The sequence below is a fragment of the Jhaorihella thermophila genome (assembly GCF_900108275.1).
GTDB classification, from domain to species: domain Bacteria; phylum Pseudomonadota; class Alphaproteobacteria; order Rhodobacterales; family Rhodobacteraceae; genus Jhaorihella; species Jhaorihella thermophila.
The window spans coordinates 159,973-185,926 of record NZ_FNVD01000003.1; the positions used below are offsets into that span (position 1 = coordinate 159,973).

General features: G+C 64.5%; 26 protein-coding genes, 1 tRNA gene and 1 pseudogene. 8 read left to right on the forward strand and 20 right to left on the reverse strand.

Annotated features, from left to right (window positions below; all coding sequences use genetic code 11):
* Nucleotides 1-52 precede the first annotated feature (52 nt).
* Complete coding sequence (glpK, locus tag C4S70_RS05565; RefSeq protein WP_104007124.1) at nucleotides 53-1,537, forward strand: glycerol kinase GlpK; 1,485 nt, start codon at nucleotides 53-55, stop codon at nucleotides 1,535-1,537.
* Here glpK and C4S70_RS05570 read toward each other — a convergent pair.
* The 6 genes and pseudogenes from C4S70_RS05570 to C4S70_RS05595 all read right to left on the reverse strand — a co-directional run bounded on the left by C4S70_RS05570 (nucleotide 1,534) and on the right by C4S70_RS05595 (nucleotide 6,947).
* Nucleotides 1,534-2,797, reverse strand: a pseudogene (locus tag C4S70_RS05570) (flavin-dependent oxidoreductase). The gene glpK and the pseudogene C4S70_RS05570 sit on opposite strands and share 4 nt — an antisense overlap.
* Nucleotides 2,798-2,854: 57 nt before the next feature.
* The gene (gene idi / locus C4S70_RS05575) at nucleotides 2,855-3,397 is read right to left on the reverse strand and encodes an isopentenyl-diphosphate Delta-isomerase (protein ID WP_104007228.1); all 543 of its coding nucleotides are present in this window, start codon (nucleotides 3,395-3,397) and stop codon (nucleotides 2,855-2,857) included.
* Between the two features lie 236 nt (nucleotides 3,398-3,633).
* Nucleotides 3,634-4,044: a c-type cytochrome gene (locus C4S70_RS05580; RefSeq protein WP_104007125.1), complete on the reverse strand. Its 411-nt coding sequence runs from the start codon at nucleotides 4,042-4,044 to the stop codon at nucleotides 3,634-3,636.
* A gap of 108 nt (nucleotides 4,045-4,152) precedes the next feature.
* On the reverse strand, nucleotides 4,153-5,166 hold the full coding sequence (locus C4S70_RS05585; RefSeq protein WP_104007126.1) for a P1 family peptidase: 1,014 nt from the start codon (nucleotides 5,164-5,166) through the stop codon (nucleotides 4,153-4,155).
* Between the two features lie 103 nt (nucleotides 5,167-5,269).
* The gene (locus tag C4S70_RS05590) at nucleotides 5,270-6,016 is read right to left on the reverse strand and encodes an SDR family oxidoreductase (protein WP_104007127.1); all 747 of its coding nucleotides are present in this window, start codon (nucleotides 6,014-6,016) and stop codon (nucleotides 5,270-5,272) included.
* Nucleotides 6,017-6,089: 73 nt separating this feature from the next.
* Nucleotides 6,090-6,947 (reverse strand): SDR family oxidoreductase, encoded by an 858-nt coding sequence (locus C4S70_RS05595; protein WP_104007128.1) that lies wholly within the window; start codon nucleotides 6,945-6,947, stop codon nucleotides 6,090-6,092.
* An 80-nt stretch (nucleotides 6,948-7,027) separates the two neighbouring features.
* Between C4S70_RS05595 and C4S70_RS05600 the strand changes: the two genes are divergently transcribed.
* Nucleotides 7,028-7,663 carry a class I SAM-dependent DNA methyltransferase gene (locus tag C4S70_RS05600; RefSeq protein WP_104007129.1) on the forward strand — a complete coding sequence of 212 codons (636 nt, stop codon included), beginning with the start codon at nucleotides 7,028-7,030 and terminating at the stop codon, nucleotides 7,661-7,663.
* Here C4S70_RS05600 and C4S70_RS05605 read toward each other — a convergent pair whose 3' ends face one another.
* Nucleotides 7,664-8,848 carry a pyridoxal phosphate-dependent aminotransferase gene (locus C4S70_RS05605; protein WP_104007130.1) on the reverse strand — a complete coding sequence of 395 codons (1,185 nt, stop codon included), beginning with the start codon at nucleotides 8,846-8,848 and terminating at the stop codon, nucleotides 7,664-7,666.
* Between the two features lie 96 nt (nucleotides 8,849-8,944).
* On the reverse strand, nucleotides 8,945-9,763 hold the full coding sequence (locus C4S70_RS05610; protein ID WP_146064177.1) for a DUF6473 family protein: 819 nt from the start codon (nucleotides 9,761-9,763) through the stop codon (nucleotides 8,945-8,947).
* Between the two features lie 159 nt (nucleotides 9,764-9,922).
* Between C4S70_RS05610 and C4S70_RS05615 the strand changes: the two genes are divergently transcribed.
* The gene (locus tag C4S70_RS05615) at nucleotides 9,923-10,798 is read left to right on the forward strand and encodes a 3-hydroxybutyryl-CoA dehydrogenase (protein ID WP_104007132.1); all 876 of its coding nucleotides are present in this window, start codon (nucleotides 9,923-9,925) and stop codon (nucleotides 10,796-10,798) included.
* 75 nt (nucleotides 10,799-10,873) lie between these two features.
* Here the strand turns inward: C4S70_RS05615 and C4S70_RS05620 are convergent, their stop codons facing one another.
* Genes C4S70_RS05620 through C4S70_RS05650 form a run of 7 tightly spaced genes read right to left on the reverse strand, consistent with a single transcriptional unit; the run spans nucleotide 10,874 to nucleotide 16,309 of the window.
* The gene (locus tag C4S70_RS05620; RefSeq protein ID WP_200822728.1) at nucleotides 10,874-11,779 is read right to left on the reverse strand and encodes a lysophospholipid acyltransferase family protein; all 906 of its coding nucleotides are present in this window, start codon (nucleotides 11,777-11,779) and stop codon (nucleotides 10,874-10,876) included.
* A gap of 40 nt (nucleotides 11,780-11,819) precedes the next feature.
* On the reverse strand, nucleotides 11,820-12,089 hold the full coding sequence (locus C4S70_RS05625) for an HPr family phosphocarrier protein (protein ID WP_104007230.1): 270 nt from the start codon (nucleotides 12,087-12,089) through the stop codon (nucleotides 11,820-11,822).
* A gap of 11 nt (nucleotides 12,090-12,100) precedes the next feature.
* Nucleotides 12,101-12,514, reverse strand: a complete 414-nt coding sequence (locus C4S70_RS05630; protein ID WP_104007133.1) for a PTS sugar transporter subunit IIA — start codon at nucleotides 12,512-12,514, stop codon at nucleotides 12,101-12,103.
* Complete coding sequence (gene rapZ / locus C4S70_RS05635) at nucleotides 12,511-13,410, reverse strand: RNase adapter RapZ (protein ID WP_104007134.1); 900 nt, start codon at nucleotides 13,408-13,410, stop codon at nucleotides 12,511-12,513. The genes C4S70_RS05630 and rapZ overlap by 4 nt, the downstream gene beginning before the upstream one ends.
* Nucleotides 13,403-13,864, reverse strand: coding sequence for an HPr kinase/phosphorylase (locus C4S70_RS05640; RefSeq protein ID WP_104007135.1), 462 nt, complete (start codon nucleotides 13,862-13,864; stop codon nucleotides 13,403-13,405). The genes rapZ and C4S70_RS05640 overlap by 8 nt, the downstream gene beginning before the upstream one ends.
* A 4-nt stretch (nucleotides 13,865-13,868) precedes the next feature.
* A complete protein-coding gene (locus C4S70_RS05645) occupies nucleotides 13,869-15,575 on the reverse strand; it encodes a sensor histidine kinase (RefSeq protein ID WP_104007136.1) in 1,707 nt (568 codons plus the stop codon).
* Nucleotides 15,576-15,607: 32 nt separating this feature from the next.
* On the reverse strand, nucleotides 15,608-16,309 hold the full coding sequence (locus C4S70_RS05650) for a response regulator transcription factor (protein ID WP_104007137.1): 702 nt from the start codon (nucleotides 16,307-16,309) through the stop codon (nucleotides 15,608-15,610).
* Nucleotides 16,310-16,640: 331 nt separating this feature from the next.
* On the opposite strand from C4S70_RS05650, the gene C4S70_RS05655 reads away from it, so the two are divergent.
* The 3 genes from C4S70_RS05655 to C4S70_RS05665 all read left to right on the forward strand — a co-directional run bounded on the left by C4S70_RS05655 (nucleotide 16,641) and on the right by C4S70_RS05665 (nucleotide 19,428).
* Complete coding sequence (locus C4S70_RS05655; protein ID WP_104007231.1) at nucleotides 16,641-18,239, forward strand: phosphoenolpyruvate carboxykinase; 1,599 nt, start codon at nucleotides 16,641-16,643, stop codon at nucleotides 18,237-18,239.
* Nucleotides 18,240-18,558: 319 nt separating this feature from the next.
* Nucleotides 18,559-18,852 (forward strand): hypothetical protein, encoded by a 294-nt coding sequence (locus C4S70_RS05660; RefSeq protein ID WP_104007232.1) that lies wholly within the window; start codon nucleotides 18,559-18,561, stop codon nucleotides 18,850-18,852.
* Between the two features lie 51 nt (nucleotides 18,853-18,903).
* A complete protein-coding gene (locus C4S70_RS05665; RefSeq protein ID WP_235003726.1) occupies nucleotides 18,904-19,428 on the forward strand; it encodes an MASE1 domain-containing protein in 525 nt (174 codons plus the stop codon).
* Nucleotides 19,429-19,441: 13 nt separating this feature from the next.
* On the opposite strand, the gene C4S70_RS05670 is transcribed toward C4S70_RS05665, so the two are convergent.
* Nucleotides 19,442-20,209 (reverse strand): sulfite exporter TauE/SafE family protein, encoded by a 768-nt coding sequence (locus C4S70_RS05670; RefSeq protein WP_104007234.1) that lies wholly within the window; start codon nucleotides 20,207-20,209, stop codon nucleotides 19,442-19,444.
* 146 nt (nucleotides 20,210-20,355) lie between these two features.
* Here C4S70_RS05670 and C4S70_RS05675 point away from each other — a divergent pair, with 146 nt between their 5' ends.
* Entirely contained in the window at nucleotides 20,356-22,044 is a 1,689-nt protein-coding gene (locus C4S70_RS05675) for an acyl-CoA dehydrogenase family protein (RefSeq protein ID WP_104007138.1), read from the forward strand.
* A gap of 168 nt (nucleotides 22,045-22,212) precedes the next feature.
* Here C4S70_RS05675 and C4S70_RS05680 read toward each other — a convergent pair whose 3' ends face one another.
* The 3 genes from C4S70_RS05680 to C4S70_RS05690 all read right to left on the reverse strand — a co-directional run bounded on the left by C4S70_RS05680 (nucleotide 22,213) and on the right by C4S70_RS05690 (nucleotide 24,531).
* Nucleotides 22,213-22,974 (reverse strand): ABC transporter permease, encoded by a 762-nt coding sequence (locus C4S70_RS05680; protein WP_104007139.1) that lies wholly within the window; start codon nucleotides 22,972-22,974, stop codon nucleotides 22,213-22,215.
* Nucleotides 22,971-23,900, reverse strand: coding sequence for an ABC transporter ATP-binding protein (locus C4S70_RS05685; protein WP_104007140.1), 930 nt, complete (start codon nucleotides 23,898-23,900; stop codon nucleotides 22,971-22,973). The genes C4S70_RS05680 and C4S70_RS05685 overlap by 4 nt, the downstream gene beginning before the upstream one ends.
* A gap of 103 nt (nucleotides 23,901-24,003) precedes the next feature.
* Nucleotides 24,004-24,531 (reverse strand): CoxG family protein, encoded by a 528-nt coding sequence (locus C4S70_RS05690; RefSeq protein ID WP_104007141.1) that lies wholly within the window; start codon nucleotides 24,529-24,531, stop codon nucleotides 24,004-24,006.
* A 158-nt stretch (nucleotides 24,532-24,689) separates the two neighbouring features.
* Here C4S70_RS05690 and C4S70_RS05695 point away from each other — a divergent pair, with 158 nt between their 5' ends.
* Complete coding sequence (locus C4S70_RS05695) at nucleotides 24,690-25,670, forward strand: DMT family transporter (protein WP_104007142.1); 981 nt, start codon at nucleotides 24,690-24,692, stop codon at nucleotides 25,668-25,670.
* 144 nt (nucleotides 25,671-25,814) lie between these two features.
* Here the strand turns inward: C4S70_RS05695 and C4S70_RS05700 are convergent.
* Nucleotides 25,815-25,891: transfer RNA gene (locus tag C4S70_RS05700), tRNA-Arg, on the reverse strand.
* Nucleotides 25,892-25,954 lie beyond the last annotated feature (63 nt).

The following is a 25,954-nucleotide window of genomic DNA, read 5'->3' on the forward strand; positions in this document are numbered from 1 at the left end:
TCGGCGGACATTGGTCTAACGTCCCCGCAAATCGAACCGGGGGAGACACCGCATGAGCCATATCCTGTCCATCGACCAGGGCACCACATCGACCCGCGCAATCCTGTTCGACAGAGGAATGCGAGTCGTCGCGATCGCCCAACAGGAATTCACCCAGCACTATCCGCAGGCGGGGTGGGTCGAGCATGATCCCGAAGAAATCTGGCGGACCACGGTGGCAGTCTGTCGCGGGGCGCTGGACAAGGCCGGCCTGTCGGCTGCCGATCTGGCCGGCATCGGCATCACCAACCAGCGGGAAACCACGGTGGTCTGGGACCGGGCCACCGGCAAGGCGATTCACAATGCCATCGTGTGGCAGGATCGGCGCACGGCGCGCCTGTGCGAAACGTTGCGCCGCGAAGGCCACGAGGCGCAGATCACCGCCCGAACGGGTCTGTTGCTGGACCCCTATTTCTCGGGCACCAAGGTGCGCTGGATCTTTGACAACGTGCCCGATGCCCGAGAAAGGGCCGGCCGCGGAGAGCTGGCATTCGGCACGATCGACTCGTTCCTGATCTGGCGGCTCACCGGCGGCAAGGTGCATGCGACCGATGCCACCAACGCGGCGCGGACGCTGCTGTTCGACATCCATTCGGGGGCGTGGAGCGAGGAGATCTGCGGCCTGCTGGACGTGCCGATGTCGCTGTTGCCCGAGGTGCGCAACTGTTCTGCCGATTTCGGCACGACCGATCCGGCGCTTCTGGGCGGCGCGGTGCCGATCCTGGGCGTGGCCGGCGACCAGCAGGCGGCCACGATCGGACAGGCCTGTTTCGCGCCGGGGATGATGAAATCCACCTATGGCACGGGCTGTTTCGCGCTGCTCAACACCGGCGAGACTCCGGTCGCGTCGAAGAACCGGATGCTGACCACGGTTGCCTACCAGCTGGACGGCAAGCGGACCTATGCGCTGGAGGGGTCGATATTCGTCGCCGGGGCGGCGGTGCAATGGCTGCGCGACGGGCTGGGCATCATCGACAGCGCCGCGCAGTCCGGCGAACTGGCACAGCAGGCCGATCCGGCGCAGGACGTGATCCTGGTGCCCGCCTTTACCGGGCTGGGGGCACCCTATTGGAATCCCGATTGCCGGGGGGCGATGTTCGGGCTCACGCGCAATTCCGGCCCGGCCGAGTTCGCCCGCGCGGCGCTGGAAAGCGTCGGTTTCCAGACCCGCGACCTGCTGGGCGCGATGCAGGCGGATTGGAGCGGCGGCGCGGAGGTGGTGCTGCGGGTCGATGGCGGGATGAGCGCCTCTGACTGGACCATGCAGCGACTGTCGGACCTGCTGGGCGCGCCGGTGGACCGGCCGGTGATGCAGGAAACCACCGCGCTGGGGGCGGCATGGCTGGCGGGGATGAAGGCCGGCGTCTACCCCGACATGGACGGGTTCGCCCAGACATGGGCGCTGGACCGGCGGTTCACGCCCGGCATGGGCGCCGGCGAACGCGAGGCGCGCTATGCCCGCTGGCAGCGGGCGGTGCAGGCGGCGATGGCGTTCTAGCGGTTGACCCGCGCGCCTTCCGGTATGATCGGCGGGCGCGCGTTCAGCTCTTCGATCGAGAACCCGGCAATGGATTTGTATTTCGCCGCGTGCGCGGCGAGTTCTTCGCGCGGGATCACGTCGTCGATGGTATCGAACGCGCCGCCGCAGCGGTCCTCGACCCATTGCAGCACGGCGTCCGGCCCGCCGCCCGCGCGGTTGGCAAGGCCCACGGCGGTGGTGACCGGGCGGACTTCGGCCTCATAGGCTTCCAGCGCGGCGGGGGTGAGTCCATGCTCCAGCAGCTTGGCGCCGATCACGCGGGCGTCGATGATCGCCTGGCTCGCCCCGTTCGACCCCACGGGATAGGTCGGATGGGCGGCATCCCCCATCAGCGTCACGCGCCCGTCGGTCCAGCGCGGCAGGGGGTCGCGGTCCACCATCGGGTATTCATAGACCACATCGGCCCCCTCGATCAGGGCCGGCACGTCGATCCAGTCGAACCTCCAATCATCGAACAGCGGCAGAAAGTCGTTGATGTCCGCCTGCCGGTTCCAGTCCTCCTTTTTCCAGTCGGCATCCAGCGGGAACTGCTTTTCCGCGATCCAGTTGATCGTGGCGATGCCGGTTTCCGGGTCGGGATCCGAGATCGGGTAGGCCACGAATCGCAAACTGTCATGGCCGATCATCACCATCGCGCCGCCGCCGAAAAAGGGCCGGGGCCTCGGTCGTGGCGCGCCACAGGATGCGGCCGTTCCAGATCGGTTCGCCTTCGTCAGGATACATCTGCGCGCGCAGGGCGGAATGGATACCGTCGGCGGCGATGACGAGGCTGCCCTCGACCCGTTCGCCGTTCTCCAGCAGCAGCGTCGCGCCATCCGCGCGGGTCTCATAGCCCACCGCGCGGGCACCGGTGCGGACGTGGTTCAGATCAGCCCGGCCCACCAGCGCCGAGAACATCACCAGTTGCAGCTTGCCACGATGCACCGAAAATTGCGGCCAGTCGTAGCCCGCCCATTGGCCGCGCGGCTCTTCCCAGATCGTCTTGCCGTGTTTGGAGTAGAACCCGTATTGCCGGGTGCGAACGCCGATCATGTCCAGTTCGGCCTCGAGCCCGAGGTCGAACAGTTCGCGCACCGCGTTCGGCTGCAGGTTGATGCCGACGCCCAGCAGGCGAAGCTGCGCGGCCGATTCGAAGATGCGGAACGGCACCCCGATCTGGTGCAGAGTAAGCCCCAGAGAAAGACCGGCGATCCCGGCGCCGGCGATCAAGACTGTCATGCGCTGCGTTCCCCTTTCGTGAAACAGAGAAACAGGCGGGCGCGTTCGGCGCAAGCCCTAGCGTCGGGCGGCGAGGATCAGATCGGGACCAAAAATCGTGTCGGCGTAGTCTTCGAGATAGATCTTGAGCCAAGGCGTGAAGCGGTCGGGATGGCGGCGCACTTCGGCCAGAAGATCGTGGTAATCGACCCAGCGCGTATCCATCACTTCGTCGGGGTTCGGCGCGATGTCGATGTCATGCCAGGCATGGGCCAGAAAAACGTCCACGGCCTCATGCTCGACCATGCCGTTGCCCACATCGGCGCGATATTCCAGGTGGTGGCGGAATTCGGGGTATAGCCCTGTGATGCCAAGCTCTTCGCGCAGACGGCGCACGGCGCAGGTGGCGGAAGGCTCCTCCCAGCCCGGGTGGGTGCAGCAGGTGTTCGCCCAGAGCCCAGGCGTGTGATACTTGGACAGCGCCCGGCGCTGCATCAGGATGTCACGGCCGCGCACGACAAACACCGACACAGCCTTGTGCCGCAGGCCGCGAACATGCGCCTCGAGCTTGTCCACGGGCGTCAGCTTGCCATCCACCCAGGCCGGGATCAGGGTGGTCATGGCAGGTTCGACCGAGATGCCGGCACGCGCTGGACGGTTTTGCGTGGCTTCGTCAAGATCGGCCCCTCGGATCTGCGTGGTTTCGCGGTTCGCCACCATGTAAGTCGCCCTTGGAGTTTGCCCAAGACCTCTGGGCCGCGACCAGTGCGCATTCTGTCGCTGCGGCCCAAGCGAAAGGCCGCGGCATTGCACCGCGGCCCGTTGTCGATCATCGCCCTTGCGGGCAGGACTGCGCCTTACTGCGAGACGCTTTCGAGATAGGCGTAGATGTCCTCGGCGCCCTTCCTGAGCTTGAAGGTCATCTTGGACTTGGCCTTGGGATCGCCGGTATGCTCTTTCAGGAATTTCTTCGGATTCTTGGTCCAGGCGACGAAATTGTCCTTGTCCCAGACCAGCCCGGCCTCGCCCGCGGCCTTCAGCGAATCGCTGTACTTGAAGCCTTCGACCGAGCCGGCCGGCTTGCCGATGATTCCATAAAGGTTCGGGCCGGTCTTGCCGCCCTTGACGATGGCGGTGCCGTCAGGCGCCACGATCACGTGGCAGGACTTGCACTTCCTGAAGGCTTTTTCGCCCTTGGCGGCGTCGCCGTCGGCAAAGGCCGGAGCGGCCAGAAGTCCGACGAGAGCGGTGGCAATGATCCGTTTCATTCTTGTGTCTCCCATATGATCTGCGCTCAGATGACTGAGGTTGCGTCCCGAAGTCAATTGCCACAATCCGGCGCGACAGGAAATGCGCGGAAGGTCGCATCGCGCGTTTCAGGCATTGTCCTGCGCCCATGTGGGCAGCGTGTCGCCGGGTTCGGGCCGGGCCAGATAGACCGCGCGCGCGATGGCGCGGGCAAGACACAGCGCGGCGGCATGGCCGATCTCGCCCAGCTCGCGATCGGGGTCGGCAAGAGGGCGCGCCCCGGCCGATGCCGCGAAAACGAGATCCCCGTCAAAGGGCGAATGGCTGGGCACGATGGCGCGGGCGATGCCGTCATGGGCGGCGATGGCCATGCGCTGGCACTGTGCCTTGGTCAGCGCCGCGTCGGTGGCGACGATGGCGATGGTGGTATTGACGCGCTCTTCCATCATGTCCAGCATGGTCTGCATGCGGCGGCTTTGCAGATCGCGCCCCAGCCCGCCGGACGGATCGGCGCCGAACCCGCCGAATTCGTCGCCGATCTCGAAGGGCGCGGCCCAGAAATGACGTCCGCCCGCTGTGGTGACGCTGCCCATCGGGTTGGCGGCGACGAGTGCGCCGACCGTTGTGCCGTCGCCCAGCACCAGCGAGGCCGAACCCAACCCGCCCTTGTGCATGGCCGTCAAAGCGCCGGTTCCGGCCCCGGCGGTGCCCAAGTCGAAATCGGGCGCGGCGGCCTCGAACGCGGCACGACCGAGGGCGCGATAGGGGTTTTCGTCCCAATCCTTGTCGCCGCCATTGAGCAGGTCGAACAGGATCGCGCCGGGCACGATGGGGACGATGGCAGGGCCGACGCGGAAGCCCCGCCCCCGCGCCCGCAGCGCATCCATCACGCCCGAGCAGGCGTCGAGCCCGTAGGCCGAGCCGCCGGAGAGGACCAGTGCATCGACCTGGGCCACCGATTTGTCGGGGGCCAGCAGGTCGGTTTCCCGCGTCCCCGGCGCGCCACCCATGACATGGACCGAGGCGGTGAAAGGTTGGTCGGCGGTCAGCACGGTGACGCCGGATTTCAGTTTCGCGTCCTGCGCATTGCCGACGCGCAGCCCGGCGATGTCGGTGATGAGGTTCTTCGGTCCCGGCGTCATGGGGAGAGGTTTCCAAGCGGTGCGCGCTGCGCGCGCGAGGGGTTCGTTTGCGCGCCGGCGGCGCGCGGGTGGGTATTTGGAACCAGAAAGAAGCAAAAGAGCATCAGATGCAACGGCCCCCGTCGACTTCGAGCGCGACGCCGGTGATCATGGAGGCCTCGTCCGAACACAGGAAGGCTGCGGCATTGCCCATGTCCTGCGGGGTCGAGAAGCGGCCCAGCGGGATGGTGGCCAGGAACTTCGCGCGCATCTCGGGCGTGTCCTCGCCCATGAAGGATTTCAGCAGCGGAGTTTCACCCGCGACCGGACAAAGCGCGTTGACCCGGATGCTTTCGGGGGCGAGTTCGACGGCCATGGTCTTGGTCGCCGTGATCATCCAGCCCTTTGAGGCGTTGTACCAGTTCAGTCGGGGCCGCGGACTGAGACCGGCGGTGGAGGCGATGTTGAGGATCGTCCCCGCCTTGCGGGATTTCATGTGCGGCACCAACGCGCGGGCGGTGAGGTAGACGGATTTCACGTTGACGGCGAGGACGCGGTCGAAGTCCTCTTCCGTGACGTCTTCGAGGGGTGCGGGAAGGTGGGTGATCCCGGCATTGTTGACGAGGATGTCGAGATGGCCGAACGCGGACAGCGCGGCATCCGCCATGGCCTGCACCGAGGCTCCGTCCGCGACATCGACCCGTTGCGCAAGCGCGTTCGCGCCGCAATCGGCGGCCATGGCGGTGGCGGCCTCTTCGTTGATGTCGGCGATCATCACTCGGGCGCCTTCGTCGAGGAACTTGCGCACGATGCCCGCGCCGAAGCCCGAAGCGCCCCCCGTTACAATGGCGGTTTTTCCTTGCAGGCGCATGTGGTTCCTCCCCTCGCTGCAGCGGCGTGTCGCCGTGACACTAGTGATCGCGCGGGGGGCGGGCAACCGTCCGTCAGGCGCCGGTTTCCTCGGCCAGAAGCGCACGCAGCCCGGTGCGGTAGTCGGGGTATTTCAGGGTCACGCCCAGTTCGGTCTTTATGCGGTCGTTGCGGACGCGTTTGCTTTCACCGTAGAAGCTGCGGGCCATCGGAGTCATCTCGGCCTGATCGAAGGGAATGGCCGGGGGCACGGGCAGGTTCAGCAGCCGGGCAGCATATTCGATCACCGCCTGCGGCGGCGCAGGATCGTCGTCGCAAACATTGTAGATCGCACCGGGATCGGGGCGGGCGATCGAGGCCGCCAGAACCTGGGCGATGTCATCCACATGGATTCGCGAGAACACCTGGCCCGGCTTGACGATGCGGCGTGCGGTGCCCGCGCGGACCTTGGCAAAGGGGCCGCGGCCGGGACCGTAGATCCCGGCCAGGCGGAAGATGTGCAGCGGCAGGCCCGGGATCGCCGACCACGCCCGTTCCGCGCGAACCCGCCATTCGCCCCGGCGCGAGGCAGGCGCGGGCGGCGTGTCCTCGTCCACCCAGCCGCCGGCATGATCGCCATAGACGGCGGTGGTGGAGAGATAGCCGACCCATTGCAGCCGGTCAGCGATGGCCGTAATCCGGTCGCCCAGCGCGTTCAGCACGGGGTCACCCGCTGCGTCCGGGGCGACCGAGATCAGCAGATGCGTGGCCTCGTCCAGCGGAACCGGGTCGGTGCCCGGCCAGACCAGCGGCTCGGCCCCCGAGGCGCGAACGTCTTGGATGCCTTCGGCCGTGCGGGTCGTGCCGATGATCCGCCAGCCCCGCGGTACCAACAGCCGGGCCAGCGCGCGGGCCGTGTATCCATGTCCGAATGAAAGCAAGGTGCCGGTCATGCCCCGTTGATGGGCGACGGTCGCGCCGGATGCAAGCAAGATGGCTTGATTCGAATCCGCTTTCCGGCGTTTGATGAGGCATGAGCACCAAGACACCCGGTCTGAACGACGCCTATTCACTGAAATCGCCCGAGGACTCCCGCAGGCTCTATGCCGAATGGGCGGGTGACTACGACGAGTCCTTCGCCGCGCGCGAAGACTATCAGCTGCACATTCATACGGCGCGCGCCTTTGTCGCCGCCGGCGGGCAGGGGCCGGTGCTGGATGTGGGCGCGGGCACAGGGCTGTGCGGCGCGGTGCTGTGCGACCTGGGCGTGGGGCCGATCGACGCCACCGACATCAGCGGCGAAATGCTGACGCAGGCGATGCGCAAGGACATCTATCGCGATGCGATCGAGGCCGACATCAACGAAGGAATCCCGGTCCGGCGCGACAGCTATTCGGGCATCGTATCCTCGGGCACCTTCACCCATGGTCATGTCGGGCCAGAGCCGATCGACGAATTGCTGCGGATCGCCCGGCATGGAGCGCAGTTCGCCCTGTCGATCAACAGCGACTTTTTCCGCGAGGCCGGGTTTGCGGACAAGTTCCGTCAGCTCGAGCGGGACCACCGGATCACCAATCTCAAGCTGCACGAGGTGCGGATCTATGGCGATCTGGCCTCGGGGCCGAACAAGGACGATACCGCCTATATCGCCCTGTTCGAGAAGGCCTGATCAGGAGTTTTCTTGCAGAAAGGCGCGCATCCGTTCGATCGCCCGGCGGATGTTGTCCTGGCTGTTGGCATAGCTCAGCCGGATGTAGCCTTCGCCCAGAATCCCGAAATCGGGGCCGCCGATCGTGGCCACGCCCGCCTCTTCCAGCAGTTTCGAGGCCAGCTCCTTGGCCTTGAACCCGGTGCCGGTGATGTTGGGAAAGGCGTAGAAGGCGCCCTTTGGCGTGATGCAGCTGACGCCGGGAAGGTCGTTCAGCAGCTCCACCACCAGTTTGCGGCGGGCGTCGAACTCGGCCACCATTTCAGCCACCGCGTCCTGGGGACCGGTCAGCGCCTCGATGGCAGCATATTGCGCCGGGGCGTTGACGCAGGACCAGGCGTTCACCGCCAGCTTGCGCACCTTGTCATACAGCACATCCGGCCAGACCGAATAGCCCAGCCGCCAGCCGGTCATGGCATAGGTCTTGGACCAGCCGTTCAGCAGGATCAGGCGGTCGCGGATTTCGGGATAGTCCAGCAGGGTGACGTGTTCCTCGCCGTCATAGACCATCTGGTCGTAGATCTCGTCCGACAGGATCGCCACCTGCGGGTGGTCGGCAAGACCCGCGACCAGCCGGTCGATCTCGGCCCGCGGGGTGACACCGCCGCAGGGATTGGCGGGCGAGTTCAGAATCATCAGCCGCGTCCGGGGCGTGATCAGCGACAGCATCTCTTCGCCCGAGATGCCGAACCCGTTTTCTTCGCGAATCGGCACTGGGACCGGGCGAGCGCCGGTGAACTCGATCATCGAGCGGTAGATCGGGAAACCGGGATCGGGATACAGGATGTCCACGCCCGGTTCGCCGAACATGAGAATGGCGGCGAACATGGTCACCTTGCCGCCCGGCACGATGATCACGTTGTCGGGGTTGACCTCGGCATTGAACCGGCGGTGCAGGTCGGCGCACACGGCCTCGCGCAGCGCGGGGATGCCGGTGGCCGGCGTATAGCCGTGCTGGCCGTCGCGCAGCGCCCTGATCGCCGCCTCGACGATATTGTCGGGGGTGCGGAAATCGGGCTGGCCGATGCCAAGGTTGATGATGTCGCGGCCCTCTGCCGCCAGCGCCTGCGCGCGAGCCAGGACGGCAAAGGCGTTCTCTTCTCCGATCCGGTCGAAACCGGCGATGGTAGTCAGCTGTGTCGTCATGGCGCGGACATTAACCACGCCCGCGCCGGACGTGTAGCGAAAAATGGTATGCCATTTCGGCTTCACCCCATGCGCGGGGCGGCAGAGAGCGCCACCTCAGGCGAATGGCCGCAAGACCTCCGTAAGCTTTGCCGCCACCTGTCGGTGCGCCGATGGGCCCGGAAGATGCGCAGCGGCCGGGGCGTTCAGGGCGCCGCCGATCATGTCGCCGAGGTCGCCAGCCTCGGCGGACCGGGAGACAGTGACGTGCAGAACATGCTCTGCCTGGGGGCCCAGCGCCCGCACCATGTCCGATGTCACGAACATCGGCTCTTCCCCCGGCAAGGCTCCATCGGACGAATCCCGATATTGCAACCACAGCGCGACCGTGGGGCAGTCCAACGTCCGCAGCGTCAGCCGCATCCGGGCGATCCAGGCCTGTTCCAGCTCGAGCTGAACCACCGCGAAGCGCCGGTCCGAGCAGCGCCGCAAGGATCCCAGCATGTGGCGAACAAAGTGAAAATCGGTGAAGTCCACCTCGGGGTAGAGCGTCTTCAGCATCGACGAGGCCGCGACGAAACGGTCGTTGCGACGCGGATGCACGCGGTAGAAGCGGTTCGAAAGCGTGTGCGCGGCCGGAAGCTGGATGACCACGGCCTGCGCCGCGCGCGCGATTCGCATGATCTCAACATCGTGGAGAAAGGCATCCAGCCCCGCATTGATGCAGCCAAGATTGACGCAGGGCAGGTCCAGCGCCTCTTCGACCAGTGCGGCGAAGGGCGTCTCGACAAAGCGTCCGAAGGTTTCGGCTCCGCCGAGGAAAGCAAAATAGGGACGATCGAGATCGCGCCTGGGGCCGCGCACCTGCAAGCGCGACACGCCATAGCGGCATAGTTGTGCAGCGGGCAGTCCCGTGCCCGGTATTTGGTAGCTCATGTCACCCACCAGTTCTGTTCACCCGTCGCCAGATTGACCTTGCATCCGTTGCCAAACTGCTAATCTTCGCATTTGCAGAAAACTGACGGTGTCTGGCCGGGCCTTTTGATGCTAGGAGGATCGGAAAGGCCGGATGAGGGATGACGAAAGGCGGGAAAGATGGAGATTTCCAGGGTTGGCGTGATTGGCGCGGGACAGATGGGCAACGGAATCGCCCATGTGATGGCTCTGGCCGGGTACGACGTGATCATGTCGGATATCAGCCAGGAGGCGCTGGACCGCGCAATGGCAACGATCCGCAGGAACATGGAACGCCAGGTTTCGCGCGGGAAGATCACGCAAGACCAGATGAACGCCGCGCTCTCACGGATTCAGACCACCCTGAACCTGCCGGATATCGGCGCCGCGGACCTGGTGATCGAGGCCGCCACCGAGCGCGAAAGCGTGAAACAGGCGATCTTCGAGGATCTTCAGCCGCATCTTCAGCCGCACACGATCCTGACCTCGAATACCTCGTCGATCTCGATCACCCGCTTGGCCAGCCGAACCGACCGGCCCGAACGGTTCATGGGGTTCCATTTCATGAACCCCGTGCCGGTGATGCAACTGGTCGAACTGATCCGCGGCATCGCCACCGACGAGGAAACCTATCGGACCTGCCTGGGCGTGGTCGAGCGGCTGGGCAAGACCGCCGCCAGCGCCGAGGATTTCCCCGGCTTCATCGTCAACCGGATCCTGATGCCGATGATAAACGAGGCGGTCTATACCCTGTACGAAGGCGTCGGCAACGTGCGGTCGATCGACCAGTCGATGCGGCTGGGCGCGAACCATCCGATGGGACCGCTGGAGCTGGCGGATTTCATCGGGCTGGATACCTGCCTGGCAATCATGAACGTGCTGCACGACGGGCTGGCGGACACCAAGTATCGCCCCTGCCCGCTCTTGACCAAATATGTCGAAGCCGGCTGGCTGGGCCGCAAGACGAAGCGCGGCTTCTACGACTATCGCGGCGAGGAGCCCGTGCCGACCCGGTGAGGGGGCTCTGCCCCCGTCCGCGCATACGCGCGGACTCCCCCGGAGTATTTCAGGCAAGATGAAGAGAACGGGTGTTCAGGACTGCTCGCCCGTGTCACCCAGAGACAGGGTGTGTTCGCGCAGCCAGGCCATGAAACGGCGCGGGCTTTCTTCAAGCAGCTCCATCTGCGCGTCGGTCAGCGGAGCGCCGATCACCGGCGCCTGCGGCTTGTTGCAGGAGCGCACGATTTCGTGCAGCAGCAGCCCCTGGCGCAGGATCGGCGAGATCTGGCAGGCGATCTGGTAGGCGCGCGAGTTGCGCCCGGGGAAATAGATCGGCACGACGCGGGCGCCGGACTTTCGGATCAGCTTGGCAGTGAAGGCGCTCCATTCCCTTTCGATCGGCGGACCGAACCAGCTGTCCGATGACATCACTACTCCTGACGGGAAGAGCGCGACAACGCCGCCCCGAGACAGATGCTCCATCGCCTTGGCGCGCATCTCGACCATCTTGCGCTGGGCATCGGGGTCATGCGGGAAGGGCACCGGGATCATGAAGGACGTCGCCGCTTCGTCCAGACCGGTCAGGACCGACCGGGTCAGGATCCGGTAATCCTGGCGCACGCGACCGATCAGTTCGGCCAGGATCATTCCGTCCACCATGCCGTGCGGGTGGTTGGCGACCACCACGACCGGCCCTTCCTTTGGAATGTTGGCGATCTGTTCGGGCGGCGTCAGCAGATCGATCCCCATCACATCCAGCGCGCCGCGCCAGAACTTCTGGCCCCGGTAGTCGGCGTTCCGTTTCTCGAACCGGTCCACCATGCGCAGGATCGTGACCTTTCCGGTGCACCATTCGATCGCCTTGATGGCCATCGCGGTCCAGCGGTCGTCGAAGGAATTGGCATAGGTCAGGGTGCGCCGGTCATAGATCTCGCCCGTGCCCGCGCGACCGCTGTCGTCGAGGTCATCCACCTTGCGGTCTTGCGCAGTCTCAGCCAATGTCGCCTTTCCGTCCGTGTCGCCGCAACATATCGCGCGTTCAGAACTCTTCGCCGAACTTGTCGGCCACCAGCGCTTCGAGCGCCTCGGCCAGAGCCTCGGCGTCGGGCCCCGAGGTTTCGACGTCGATCGTCGTGCCCTTGGACGCCGCCAGCATCAACAGTCCCATGATACTGTCGCCGGAGGCCGACATGCCGTCACGGGAAATCTCGGCCTTGGCGTCGAACCCCTCGACCACTTCGACCAGCTTGGCCGAAGCGCGGGCATGCAGGCCCTTTTCGTTGATGATCTTGAGGCTCTTCCTGACCACGGCTTCTGTCATCATTCCTCGCCCGCCGCCGAATGGGTCGCGCTGACATTCTGCGAATTAATATACTTGCGACCGGCCTCCATCGCCACGCGCACGGCCTCGGCCACCGGCAGGTCGCGGCTCTTGGCCAGCTTGATCAGCATCGGCAGGTTGGCGCCGTAAAGGATGCGACGGTTCGGTTTCATGCATGCCTGAATGCTGAGATTGGATGGCGACCCGCCGAAAAGATCCGTCACGACCACGACGCCATCGCCGGTATCGACCGAATCGGCCGCCTCTTCGATCTCGCGCATCTTTTCGGCCCGGTCATGATTGGCCTCGATCGACACCGCGACGAGACCCGGCTGCCGGCCAACCACATGTTCCGTGGCGGCCAGGTATTCCCTGGCCAAACCGCCATGCGCCACGATTACGATTCCGATCAATCCGGCCTCCCGGTCACGTTCCGGCCTTTGAGTTCGCGGTGCCTTATAGACACCTGCCGGCCGTTTTCTGCAAGGGCCTTGGCCAAGGCCTCGGCCAAGGTCACGGACCGGTGTTGCCCCCCCGTGCATCCAAAGGCGATGGTCAGATGGGCCTTGCCTTCCTCCAGAAAGGCCGGCAGCAGCAGTTCCACCAAGTCCCGCACCCGGTCGAAGAAGGGTTGGAACCGAGGGTCCGCCATGACGAACGCGGCCACGGGTGCGTCGCGGCCGTCGAGATCACGCAAATCCGGTTCCCAATGGGGGTTGGACAGGAACCGGCAATCGAACACCATGTCGACACCGCGCGGCAGGCCGCGCTTGTAGGAGAAGGACTGAACGGAAAGGGACAGCTGGCGCCCCCCTTCCGGAGCGAACCAGCGTTCGATTTCTTCCCGCAGCTGGTGGACATTCAGACGGGTTGTATCGATCAGCGTGTCGGCACGGTCGCGAATCGGGGCCAGAAGGTCCATTTCCCGTTCAATGCCGATGCCCGGGCTTTCGGCAGGGGCCATAGGGTGCCGGCGGCGGGTTTCCGAGAACCGGCGCAGCAGGACATCGACACTGCAATCGAGATACAGAACCGCGAGGTCGATGTCGGGGTGCGCGGCCATGGTTTCGATCAGATGCAACAGGCTATCGGTCGAAAAATCCCGATTGCGGGTATCCACGCCCAGCGCCACCGGACGTTGCGGCGCAGGGCCTTCCAGCAGCCGAGGGAGCAATCGGAGCGGAAGGTTGTCGATCACCTCGTAGCCGAGATCCTCCAGCACCCGGATCGCGGTGGATCGGCCGGCACCGGACGGACCGGTCACCAGCACGATGCGCGCGTTGCGGCTTCCCTTCCGCGTTTCAGTCATGTTTTGCGTCCGTCAGAAATCCCGTCTTAAGGAACTGTAGCAGGGCCGCCGGGAAATGCGCGGCGTCAACCTTGCGAAAGACCGGCAGCCTGACCCCAAGGATCAGGGTTTCACGCAGGGGCGGCAAGCGCTCTGTCTCCGCCCGCCCCAGATCGACCGCGGCCACCAAACGGGCCGAAGCGACGGGTTCGGCGCGGAGCAGACCGACTCCGCGTGCCTCGATCAACCCCCGGATCGCGTCGGGCGAGGTGGCCAGCAGCGCCCTGTCCGTTCGTCGCACGATCACTTGATCGTCGGCCACAAGGCCGGCCCCGAGTGCCAGCAGTTGCAGCGCAAGCCCCGACTTGCCGCTGCCGGAAGGGCCTGTCAGCAGCAGGCTGCGGCCGGCCAAGGACACGCAACTGGCATGAAGAATGGTTTCTTCCGGGTGGGAATCGGCTGCAGCGCCGGACATTCGGTCAGACCGGCAGGCCCACGACGAACCGCGCGCCCAGCGGGTCCGAGGTCACGTCGGCCTCGGTCGGGCGGATGTTTTCGGCCCAGATCACGCCCCCATGCGCCTCAACGATCTGCTTGGAAATTGCCAAACCCAAGCCCGAGTTGTTTCCGAAATGCTCTTCGGGACGCTGGGAATAGAACCGTTTGAAGATCTTGGTCAGCGCCTCTTCGGGGATGCCGGGGCCGGTATCCTCGACCACCACCAGCACCCTGTTCTGCCGCTTGCGCGCCCAGACCCGGATTGCGTCGCCCTCTTCGCAGAAGGAAATCGCGTTGGTGATGAGGTTCACGAAAACCTGCGCCAGCCGCGCCTCCAGCCCGTCCACCATGATCGGGTCGGGCGGCAGATCGGTGATGTAGTCGATCCCCTTGGCGCGGGCATCCTCGCCCAGATACTGATTGAGGTTGCGCAGCATGGTCAGCAGGTCGAAGGTCTCTTCCTCTTCCTTGACCAGCTCGGCATCCAGCCTCGACGCGTTCGAGATGTCACTGACCAGACGATCCAGCCGCCGAACGTCGTGTTCGATCACATCCAGCAGCTTGTCGCGCTGGTCCTCGCGCTTGACCATGCGCAACGTGCCGACCGCGGACTGAAGGCTTGCCAGCGGGTTCTTGATCTCGTGTGCGACATCGGCGGCAAATTGTTCGTTGCTGTCGATCCGGTTGTAGAGCGCCGAAACCATGCCGCGCAGCGCCATGCTGAGGCGGCCGATCTCGTCGGGGCGGCCGCTGAGGTCAGGGATGCGAATCCGGCCGGGATTGACCCGTCGGGCGTGCCGATCCCGGCCCATTTCCGCCGCCTCGGCCAGCTCGGCCAGAGGATTGGCGATGGTAGAAGCCAGAACGAGGCTGAGCCCGATAGAGACGAGCAGCGCCACGATGAACATTTCGAGCACGCGCTCGCGTTCGGCGCGAACCACCGCGTCGATCTCGCCCGCCGGGCTGGCCACGGCAACGACGCCTACGGGCCGGCCGTTATGCATGATCGGCGTCGCCGAGGCGAATACGACCCCCCCTTCGGTTTCCAGGGCCGTATCGACCCGCGTTCCGGACAGGGCGCCGGGGACCATGGCCTGCAACTGATCGGTCAACTTCGGCGCGGGCGCGGCCTGTCTCGATGAGAACGGCGCCGAAATCCAGTTCCAGAGACCTGAAAGCGCGTCGATGATGATCGTGCGCTGCTGGTCCCCGGGATCGATGCCGGCCACCGCGGCGGGGTCTTCGACACCTTCGGCCTGTTCGACCAGCGTGCCATTGGCGTCGTAGATGAAAACCTCGACCCCGCGACGCAGGAACAACCCATCCAGCGCCTGCTCCATGTCGATCCCGTCGCCGGTCGCGAGGTTGACGGGACTGGATTTCGGCAGTTGCGCTTCGACCACGTTGGCGATCAGCCTCGTTTCGCTGACCAATGCGGCCGCGCGCTGCTGCACAAGGCTGTCGCGCGAATTGTTCAGATAGAGAATGCCCGCCACGAGGATCGCAAGCGCGATCAGATTGAAGGTGACGATCTTGCGTGTGAGTGGCGAACTGCGCAGCGAAAGAAACCCGCGCCGGGTGCGCCGCGCCTGCATGTCCTGACCGGCCGACAGCTCCGGCGTGACCCAGTCATCGCCCAGAACGACATCGCCGCCGGCATCGGTCGAGGTATGTCCCGTATCACGCAATCTGGCCACCCGTTTTCGGCTCGCGCCGGCTCCTATTCTTCATTGTAGCGGTAACCGATCCCGTAAAGCGTCTCGATCGCCGAAAAGTCCGGATCGACCGCACGCATTTTCTTGCGCAGCCGCTTGATGTGGCTGTCGATCGTACGGTCATCGACATACACCTGATCGTCATAGGCCACATCCATCAGCTGATCGCGGCTTTTGACGAAGCCCGGACGCTGCGCGAGTGCCTGCAACAGCAGAAACTCGGTGACCGTCAGTGACACGTCCTGCCCCTTCCACGTCACCGAATGGCGCAAAGGGTCCATGCGCAGGTGGCCGCGTTCCATGACCTTGCTCTCCGGGCCGGCCCCGTCGGCTCCGCCGGCGGCGGCCTCCTGCCGGCGCAACAGGGCGCGGATGCGCTCGACCAGAAGCCGCTGGGAAAACGGCTTCTTCACATAGTCGTCTGCCCCCATGCGCAGGCCGAGCACCTCATCGATCTCGTCATCCTTCGAGGTCAGAAAGATCACCGGCATCTGCGTCTTCTGGCGCAGGCGCTGCAACAGATCCATCCCGTCCATGCGCGGCATCTTGATGTCCAGCACGGCCATGTCCGGCAGCTTCTTGTTGAAGGCCTCGAGCGCCGCCTGACCATCGTGGTAGGTTTCAACCTCGAAGCCCTCGGCCTCGAGCGTCATGGAAACGGACGTCAGGATATTCCTGTCGTCATCGACCAAAGCAATCCTAGACATCGGACGGTGCCCCTATGTAACTCGCCTCTGACAACGTTCTTGTTTTCCCTCATTCATCGCCTTTTTGGTGTTGCGAATCAATCCCGAACTGCGAATCGCCTGCGTTCATCCCCATGATTGGGGGCAAAATATGTTAGCATTGTTTGAATTTGGTCACGGTCTCTTTTCTCGTCGCGTGGTGGTTGCGCTAAACTTCGCCGTGATGGCGCTAACTGCGCCAAAGCGCCCTGTTCAGCCCGATTATCAGCATGTTAAGACCCGCCTCACCCGGATTTGGCCGGGGATCGGACGATGACCGCGGCGCATGTCGCCGCCACAGGAGAGAACCAGCATGACCACCGGACGTGTGAACCCGAACTTTCGCCTCGAGCACCAGGGCATCGAGGGACTCGGCAACGTCTATTACAACCTGATCGAACCGGCGCTGGTCCAGCAGGCAATCCTGCGCGGAGAGGGCACGCTGGGCAAGGGCGGCTGCCTGATGGTCACGACCGGCAAGTTCACCGGTCGTTCGCCCAAGGACAAGTTCATCGTGAAGTCCGAGAGCACCGCGGACACGGTCTGGTGGGAAAACAACGGCGCAATGGCGCCCGAGGCGTTCGATCGGCTCTATGACGACATGATCGCATATCTCAAGGGCCGCGACGTGTTCGTCGAAGACCTGATCGGCGGCGCCGACCCGGCCTATGCGGTCAAGGTCCGCATGGTGAGCGAACTGGCCTGGCACGGCCTGTTCAACCGCACCATGCTGCGCCGTCCCGATCACGATACGCTGGATGACTTCGTCGCCGACTTCACCCTGATCAACTGCCCCGGTTTCAAGGCCGACCCGGAACGCCACGGCTGCCGCACCGATACCGTGATCGCGCTGAATTTCGACCGCAAGCTGATCCTGGTGGGCAACACCGAATATGCCGGCGAGAACAAGAAAGGCATCTTTACCCTGCTGAACTATCTGCTGCCGGAAAAGGGCGTGATGCCGATGCACTGTTCGGCCAACCACGCGATCGGCAACCCGGTGGATTCGGCGGTGTTCTTTGGCCTGTCGGGCACCGGCAAGACGACGCTGTCGGCCGATCCCGGCCGCACGCTGATCGGCGACGACGAACACGGCTGGTCCGACCGTGGCATTTTCAATTTCGAGGGCGGCTGCTACGCCAAGACCATCAATCTCAGCGCCGAGGCCGAGCCCGAGATCTATGCCGCCACGTCGAAATTCGCCAGCGTGGTCGAGAACATGACCTACGATCCCTACACGCTGGATCTGAACTTTGACGATGACAGCCTGACCGCGAACACCCGCGTGGCCTATCCGCTGCACTATATCTCGAACGCGTCCGAATCGGCGCTCGGCGGGCATCCCAAGAACATCATCATGCTGACCTGCGACGCCTTCGGCGTCCTGCCGCCGATCGCGCGGCTGACCCCGGCGCAGGCGATGTATCACTTCCTGTCGGGCTTTACCTCCAAGGTCGCCGGGACCGAGCGCGGCGTGACCGAGCCGGAACCCACCTTCTCGACCTGCTTCGGCGCGCCCTTCATGCCGCGCCGGCCCGAAGTCTATGGCAACCTGCTGCGGGAAAAGATCGCCCAGCACGGGGCGACCTGCTGGCTGGTGAACACCGGCTGGACCGGCGGCGCCTACGGCGTGGGCAGCCGGATGCCGATCAAGGCGACCCGCGCCCTGCTGACCGCCGCGCTGGACGGCTCGCTGGCGGAAGTCGAATTCCGCAAGGATCCGAATTTCGGGCTGGAGGTTCCGGTGTCGGTGCCCGGCGTGGCCGAGGTCCTGCTGGATCCACGTCGCACATGGGACGACCCGGAGGCCTATGACGCGCAGGCCGCCAAGCTGGTGCAGATGTTCGCCGAGAACTTCGAGCAGTATCTGCCCTACATCGATGAAGACGTGAGGGCGATCGCCATCGGCTGAATCCGCCTTTCACGTTTCGACCGGCGCAGAGCCCTGGCATTCGCCGGGGCTCTCTTTTTTTCATCGACGCTGCGGCCATTCTGCCGGACACGAAAAAGGGCGGCGCGAAATGGCACCGCCCGCAGTCACTAGGTAAGAATCCGGCAACCACCACTCACACTCACTCATGCCGGACGGTGGCCAGCTTGCGGAAATTCCCACCTAGTGTCAAGCTGACACCATTGGTTCAAGAATGCCTGTGACATTATTTCACCTGTAACATTGCCGTTTCGCAAAAAATTCTGTAGCACTTGCTCAATATTTACCCTTGGAGAAAGAAATGAACGAAGTCTCAAAGCTCGCGGAACTGCGGAAGCTGCTGTTCGGGATGGAACAGGCGCTGGGTTTGCAAGAGCTGTCGCCGGCCGAGCGTGACATTTTCTATGCCGCCGCGGACCTGGCCGAGAGGCATCCGAACATCCGGACCACCGGGCTGATGGAACATGCGCTCGTGTCCGACATTTCGCGGCCGACCTTCTTTCGAGCGCTGAAATCGCTGGTCAACAAGGGATATCTGTCCCACGCTTCTGGAAAGCTGCGGGGATATTACGTGGTGAACCGCCGCTCTTCCTGAGGCTCCAGCGTGAACCGAACACGGCCTGCGCGTGCTCGCTTTCTGACGGAAGTGGCCATCACATCTCTGTGCTACATCCTGGCGTCCCTTGTGACGTTCAAGATCGTGGCGCCGATTCAGGATCTGTTTTTCCCGCAATTCCCCAGCCGGGCGAGCCTGTTGTTCCTGCCCCACGGCGTGCGGGTCTTGGCCGCGTGGCTCCTGGGCTGGCGCGCGGTGCCAGCGCTTGCGCCGGGGGTGTTCATCGTGTTCGCGTTCCTGGTCGGACCGACGGCGCTCGAACCCAGCCGGCTTGCCGCCATGGCGATCGCCGTGACCTCGGCGCCGCTGGTGTTCTGGGTGATGTCACGGTTGGGCTGGGATGCAAGCCCCCGCCCCGATCGCATGCCCTGCCTCGCCTGCGTCATGACGGCCGGAGTCGTCAGTTCGATCATGATCGCCCTGCTGACCAATCTGGTGCTGGGCACGGGACTGGAGGATTTCGTCGCCTATTTCATCGGCGACTTCTTCGGGCTTCTCTTTCTGATGATGATCCTCATGTTCGTCTTTCGCATGATGCGCCGCCGCGGCATTTGACATCCGGGCGCAATCAGCCAAACACCCCCCGTCGCAGCAGGTTGAGTCCGGCCAGCGCCAGCACCACCAGTGTCGCCCGGCGAAACGTCACCTGGTCGATCCGGTCGTGAAGCACCAGCCCGACCCACATGCCGACAAGCGACGGCACCACCAGCAAGACCGAAAACGGCAAGGTTTCCGCCCGCAGAACGCCCGACCCCAGATGCGCCCCCGTCAGTGCCACCGCGCCCAGGCCGTAGATGACGCCCTGCACCCTGACCTGTTCGGTCTTCGGCGTGTCCAGCGCGGTCAGATAGGCCACGGTTGGAGGCCCCCAGACACCCGACAGCCCACCCACGAACCCCGCGACAGCCCCGGCCACAGCCTCGACGTGAGGCGACTGCCGCTCCAGATGGAACCGCAGCCCGAACAGTTGCACCAGCGCAAAACCGCTGACCGGTGCCCCGATCAGCGCCAGCAGAACCGGCACCGGAACGACCCGCACCAGCTGCGCGCTTACCAGAAGGAACACCAGTCCCACGCCCAGAAAGACTCGGAACCGCCGCACCGATCCCCAGGCCGCGCCGATCCCCTGCCGCATCGCCTGCCAGCCATTTGACGCCAGCGTCGGCAGAATCAACCCGGCCAGCGCCAGGTCCGGCGGCAGCATCATGCCAAGCCCCGACACCAACAGCATCGGCATCCCGAAGCCCACCGCGCCTTTGACCACCCCGGCCACCAGCGCCACGGCACAGGCCAACACCAGATCGGCCGGCGTGAGAAAGGGAAAAAGCGGGTCCATGGCTCCTCTTACCACCTTGCCGACACGCTGCACCGCAAAAAACGTCACGCAACTTTCGATCGAGAGCCAGTCTTTCAACGAATTTTTGTTGCGCTGCACCTGCGAAAGGATTACCAGCAGACAACGCCCACGAGAGGACATGATTCATGGCGCATGATGGACAGGATCTGACGAACATGACCGAAACCGCTCTTCTGCCGGACCTCCTGACCCTTACGCGGGCCGCGATCGGCCCTGTCGAACAGGTTCTGGATACCGCCACGGCCCGCGTACGCGAGCTGGTCAGCCAGGACGGCAAGGTTTCGGGCACGCTGATCGAGGCCAACCAGGCCGCCGCGCACGGCCTGTCCTGGCTGGCCACCTATGCGCAGAGCCTGCGCCAGATGCAGGGCTGGGCGGAACGCCTGGTCGAGCACGGCAAGTTCGGGGAAATCGAACAGCTGATCCACCAGATCGCCTTTGGCGAATATCTCCACCAGATCGCCGGCGGCATCCCGATGAGCCAGGGCGAAATCGTGCGGATGCAGGATCTCGGGCTCGGCTGGGACGCGCTGGCTCCGTTCCAGTGCGACGAGGTGCAGACCCTGATGGCGCGCGGCAACACCCAGGCCGCCCGCACTCGCCTGGTCGAGCTGATGCAGCAGGCCGGCTCCATCACCTATGGCGCCACCGGGCTTGATGACGAGCTCGAGATGATCCGCGAACAGTTCCGCCGTTTCGCCGTGGAAAAGGTGGAACCCTACGCCCATGACTGGCACCTGCGCGACGAATTCATCCCGATGGAGATCATCGAAGAGCTGGCCGAAATGGGCGTGTTCGGACTGACCATCCCCGAAGAATACGGCGGCTTCGGCCTCTCCAAGGCGTCGATGGTGGTGGTGAGCGAGGAGCTCAGCCGCGGCTATATCGGCGTCGGCAGCCTCGGCACCCGTTCGGAAATCGCCGCCGAGCTGATCGAGAGCGGCGGCACCGACGAACAAAAGGCCTACTGGCTGCCAAAGATCGCCAGCGCCGAGATCCTGCCTACCGCCGTCTTTACCGAACCCAATACCGGCTCGGATCTCGGATCCCTGCGCACCCGCGCGGTCAGGGACGAAAACGGAGACTGGCGGATCACCGGCAACAAGACCTGGATCACCCACGCCGCGCGCGCTCATGTGATGACTCTGCTTGCGCGCACAGACCCTTCGACCACCGACCACCGCGGCCTGTCGATGTTCCTGGCCGAAAAGACGCCGGGCAACGACGAAAACCCCTTCCCCGACGACGGTATCACCGGCGGCGAAATCGAGGTGCTCGGCTATCGCGGCATGAAGGAATACGAACTGGCCTTCGACGATTTCCGCGTGAAGGGCGAAAACCTTCTGGGCGGGGTCGAGGGCCAGGGCTTCAAACAGCTGATGAAGACCTTCGAAGCCGCCCGCATCCAGACCGCCGCCCGCGCCATCGGTGTGGCGCAATCGGCGTTGGACATCGCGCTGCAATACGCGCAGGAGCGCAAGCAGTTCGGCAAGCCCCTGATCGAATTCCCGCGCGTCTCGGGCAAACTCGCGATGATGGCGGTGGAAATCATGGTCGCCCGGCAGCTGACCTATTTCAGCGCCTGGGAAAAGGACCACGACCGCCGCTGCGACCTCGAAGCCGGCATGGCCAAGCTGCTGGGCGCACGCGTGGCCTGGGCGGCGGCGGACAACGGCCTGCAGATCCACGGCGGCAATGGCTTCGCGCTGGAATACAAGATTTCCCGCGTGCTCTGCGACGCCCGGATTCTCAACATCTTCGAAGGCGCGGCCGAAATTCAGGCCCAGGTCATCGCACGCCGGTTGCTGGCCTGAGCCGTTCGGGGCGCGCTCGAGCAAATCTCTCGCCCCGATCCTTCATCTTGCCCGAAATACTCCGGGGAGCGCGAGGGGCAGAGCCCCTCGCAACCTTTCGGGGTGCGCCTCCGGCGCAACGGGCAGCGCCCTCCGCCTCGCTTGGATTGGCCCCGCCAATCCGAACACCTAATCCCGGATCCGCCAGCCGGTGCGGAAAATCCACCAGATCACGCCCAGGCAGATCGCCGTGAATGCCCCGATCGCCAGCAGGCTGAACCCCACCGGCACATCCGCCGCGCCAAAGAACGACCAGCGAAAGCCCGAAATCAGATAGACCACGGGATTGAACAGCGTCACCTTCTGCCACACCGGCGGCAGCATCGATACCGAATAGAAAGCCCCGCCCAGGAACACCAGCGGCGTGACCACCAGCAGAGGCACTAGCTGCAACTGCTCGAAATTCGCGGCCCATATGCCGATGATGAACCCCATGAGCGCAAAGCTCAGGCAGGTCAGCAGCAGAAAGGCCACCATCGCCACCGGATGCGCCACCGACAGATCGACAAAGAAATTGGCGGTGACCAGGATCACCGTGCCGATAAACAAAGCCTTGGTCGCCGCCGCGCCGACATAGCCGATGACGATTTCCGGAAAACTGACCGGCGCGGACAGCAATTCGTAGATCGTTCCGATGAATTTCGGAAAGTAGATCCCGAACGAGGCATTGGTCAGCGCCTGCGTCATCACCGAAAGCATCACCAGCCCCGGCACGATGAACGCCCCGTAGCTGACCCCCTCGACCTGATTGATACGGCTGCCGATGGCCGCCCCGAAAACCACGAAATAGAGCGACGTGGACAGCACCGGCGACAGAAAGCTTTGTAGCAGAGTGCGGAAAAAGCGGTTCATCTCGAACCGATAGATGGCAGCGATGGCGCGCAGGTTCATGACGCTTTCCTCCCGACCAGATCGACGAAGATTTCCTCCAGGCTGCTCTGGCGGGTCTGCACGTCGCACAGCACCAGCCCAGCCGCCGCCACGTCGTTCATCAGCGCCGTAATGCCGGTCCGCTCGGCATGGGTGTCGTAGGTATAGACCAGATGCCTGCCATCGGGCGCCAGCGTCAACCGGTGCCGCGCCAGAGCTTCGGGTATGGCCTCGATCGGCGCGGTCAACTCCACGATCAACTGCTTGCGCCCCATGCGCTTCATCAGCGTGTCCTTTTCCTCGACCAGCAGCAGTTCGCCCCGGTCGATGACGCCTACGCGGTCGGCGATGGCTTCGGCTTCTTCGATGTAATGGGTGGTCAGGATGATCGTGACGCCGGCGGCCTTCATCTCGGCGACGATCTCCCACATGTCCTTGCGCAGTTCCACGTCCACGCCGGCGGTGGGTTCGTCAAGAAACAGGATGCGCGGCTCATGCACCATTGCCTTGGCGATCATAACCCGACGCTTCATGCCGCCCGACAGTTCCTTGATCTGCGCGTCCCGCTTGTCCCACAGTGACAGGCGGCGCAGCACCTCTTCTACCCTGGCGTCGTCGCGGGGCTTGCCGAACAGGCCGCGCGAGAACCGCACCGTGTTGCGCACCTTCTCGAACGGCTCCAGCGCGACCTCCTGAGGCACCAGCCCGATCAGCGCCCGCGCCGCGCGGAAATCGGTCACGATGTCATGGCCGTCCACAGTGACGTGGCCCGAGGTGGCGGTGGTGATGCCGCAAACCGTCGAAATCAGCGTCGTCTTGCCCGCCCCATTGGGCCCCAGCAGCGCCAGGATCTCGCCCCGCTCGATCTCGAGCGACACGCCCTTGAGCGCCTCGAAGCCACCCGCGTAGGTCTTGCGCAGATCGCGGATCGTCAGAATGGCCGGCATGGATCACCTCCTGTTCGCGCAGCGAACCCTAACGGGCACACGCTGCCGCGAACAGGGTGAAAACACGCCCGCTCCAGCGTCTGGACGCAAGGTCAGGCGCCGCTCAGCCCCGACCGGTCAGCCGGCCCAGCCAGCCCTTCTTTTTCTCCGTCCCCGCCTCGAGGGTATCTTCGCCTTCTTCTTCGACGGGGCCTTCCAGAACCTCCTGCAAGTTGGCAAAGAACTGGTCAGCCATCTTCTTGGCAAAGCCGTCGATGATCCGGCTGCCCAGTTGCGCCAGCTTGCCGCCGACCTTGGCCTCGACCTCGTAGGACAGGATCGTGCCGCCGCCCTCGGCCGGGGCCAGCGTCACCTTCGCGCCGCCCTTGGCAAAGCCCGCCGCACCGCCCTTGCCCTCGCCCGAGATGGTCAGACTCCGGTTTTCGACCATGTCGGACATGGTGACCTGGCCCTTGAAGGTGGCCTTGACCGGGCCGACCTTTTGCACGACGATCGCGGTATAGCCGTCCTGCGGATTGCCCTCGACTTCTTGTGCGCCGGGCACGCAGGCCTTCAGCACCTCGGGATCCAGAAGCGCGGCATAGACCGTGGCCGGATCCGCCTGAATCTCGCGCTGGTCGCTCATCTGCATTTGGGCATCTCCTCGGTTGCATCCGACGGGCGGACGGGACCACATTTTCCGCTCTCCCGTCTATAGGACCATTTGGCGATGTCGGAAACAAGCTAGCGGGCGGGACGGCGATGTGTCAGGGTGGACGGGTGGTGCAGAATTCCCCGCGGAGCACGATCATGGACCTTGCGGCCCAGTCCAGATCGGTTGCCGGCATCGTCTTCATTCTTGTGGGAATGATGGCGATATCGGTCAATGACATGCTGATCAAGGCGCTGTCGGGTGACTATGCTCTGCATCAGATCGTTTTCACGCGCTCGGCGGTCGGGCTGATGCTGACGCTGGCGATCGTCCGGATGGAGGGCGGTTTCGCGATTCTGCGCACGCAGACTCCCTGGTTGCACCTGCTGCGCGGGCTGATGGTCGTGGTGTCGAACATGGCCTTTTTCCTTGCACTCGCCGCAATGCCGCTGGCGGACGCGACGGCGCTGTTCTTTGTCGCGCCGCTGTTCATCACGCTGCTGTCGGCCCCGATCCTGGGCGAGCGGGTCGGGCCGCTGCGCATCGGAGCGGTTGCCGTGGGTTTTTTGGGGGCGGTGATCATGATGCGGCCTTGGGAGAGCGGCGACTCGGCGGCGGCCTCTCGCCTGGTGCTGTTGCTGCCCGTTCTCGCGGCCTTGACCTACGCGATGATGCAGGTGATGACGCGCAAGCTCGGGGCGCGGACGCCGGCTTCGGCCCTGGCCGCATACATCCAAGGCATGTTCATCATCGTGTCGTTGGGCTTTTTCGTCGTCACCGGAGACGGGCGTTTTGCCGAAGGCGTCTCGGATCCCGGGATCCGCTTTCTGCTTCGCGCCTGGGTCTGGCCGGCACCCGACGACTGGCCGGTGCTGATCGGGCTGGGGGTAAATTCCGCAGTGATCGGCTATTGCCTGTCCCAGGCCTATCGGCTGGCGAATGCCGCCACCGTGGCCCCGTTCGAATATGTCGAACTGCCCATGGCGGTGTTCTGGGGCTGGGCAATATGGTCGCATCTGCCCGGGCCGACGGTCTGGCTCGGCATGGCGCTGATCGCCGGGGCGGGCCTGTTCGTGTTTCTGCGCGAACAGCAAAATGCCCGCCGAATCGCTCGCGCCGAGGTACGGGGACGCTATTGAACGGAGCGCCTTCGGCGCAAGGTTTTCGTTTCGGCCCCGGCCTTCGGCCGGCGCCTGATGTGCCTCCGGCGGGAGTATTTGGCGCAAGATGAAGGCACAGAGCCCTGCCGTCGCGTCGGGAGGAACAAGTTTCGCCGGAGGTTTTGGCGACCCCTGCAGGACTCGAACCTGCAACCCCGGACTTAGAAGGACCGTGCTCTATCCAGTTGAGCTAAGGGGCCGCGCTGCCCCCTCATAGCCGCGCTCGCGCGGGGGGCAAAAGAGAAAACTGCCCGACCCGGCCT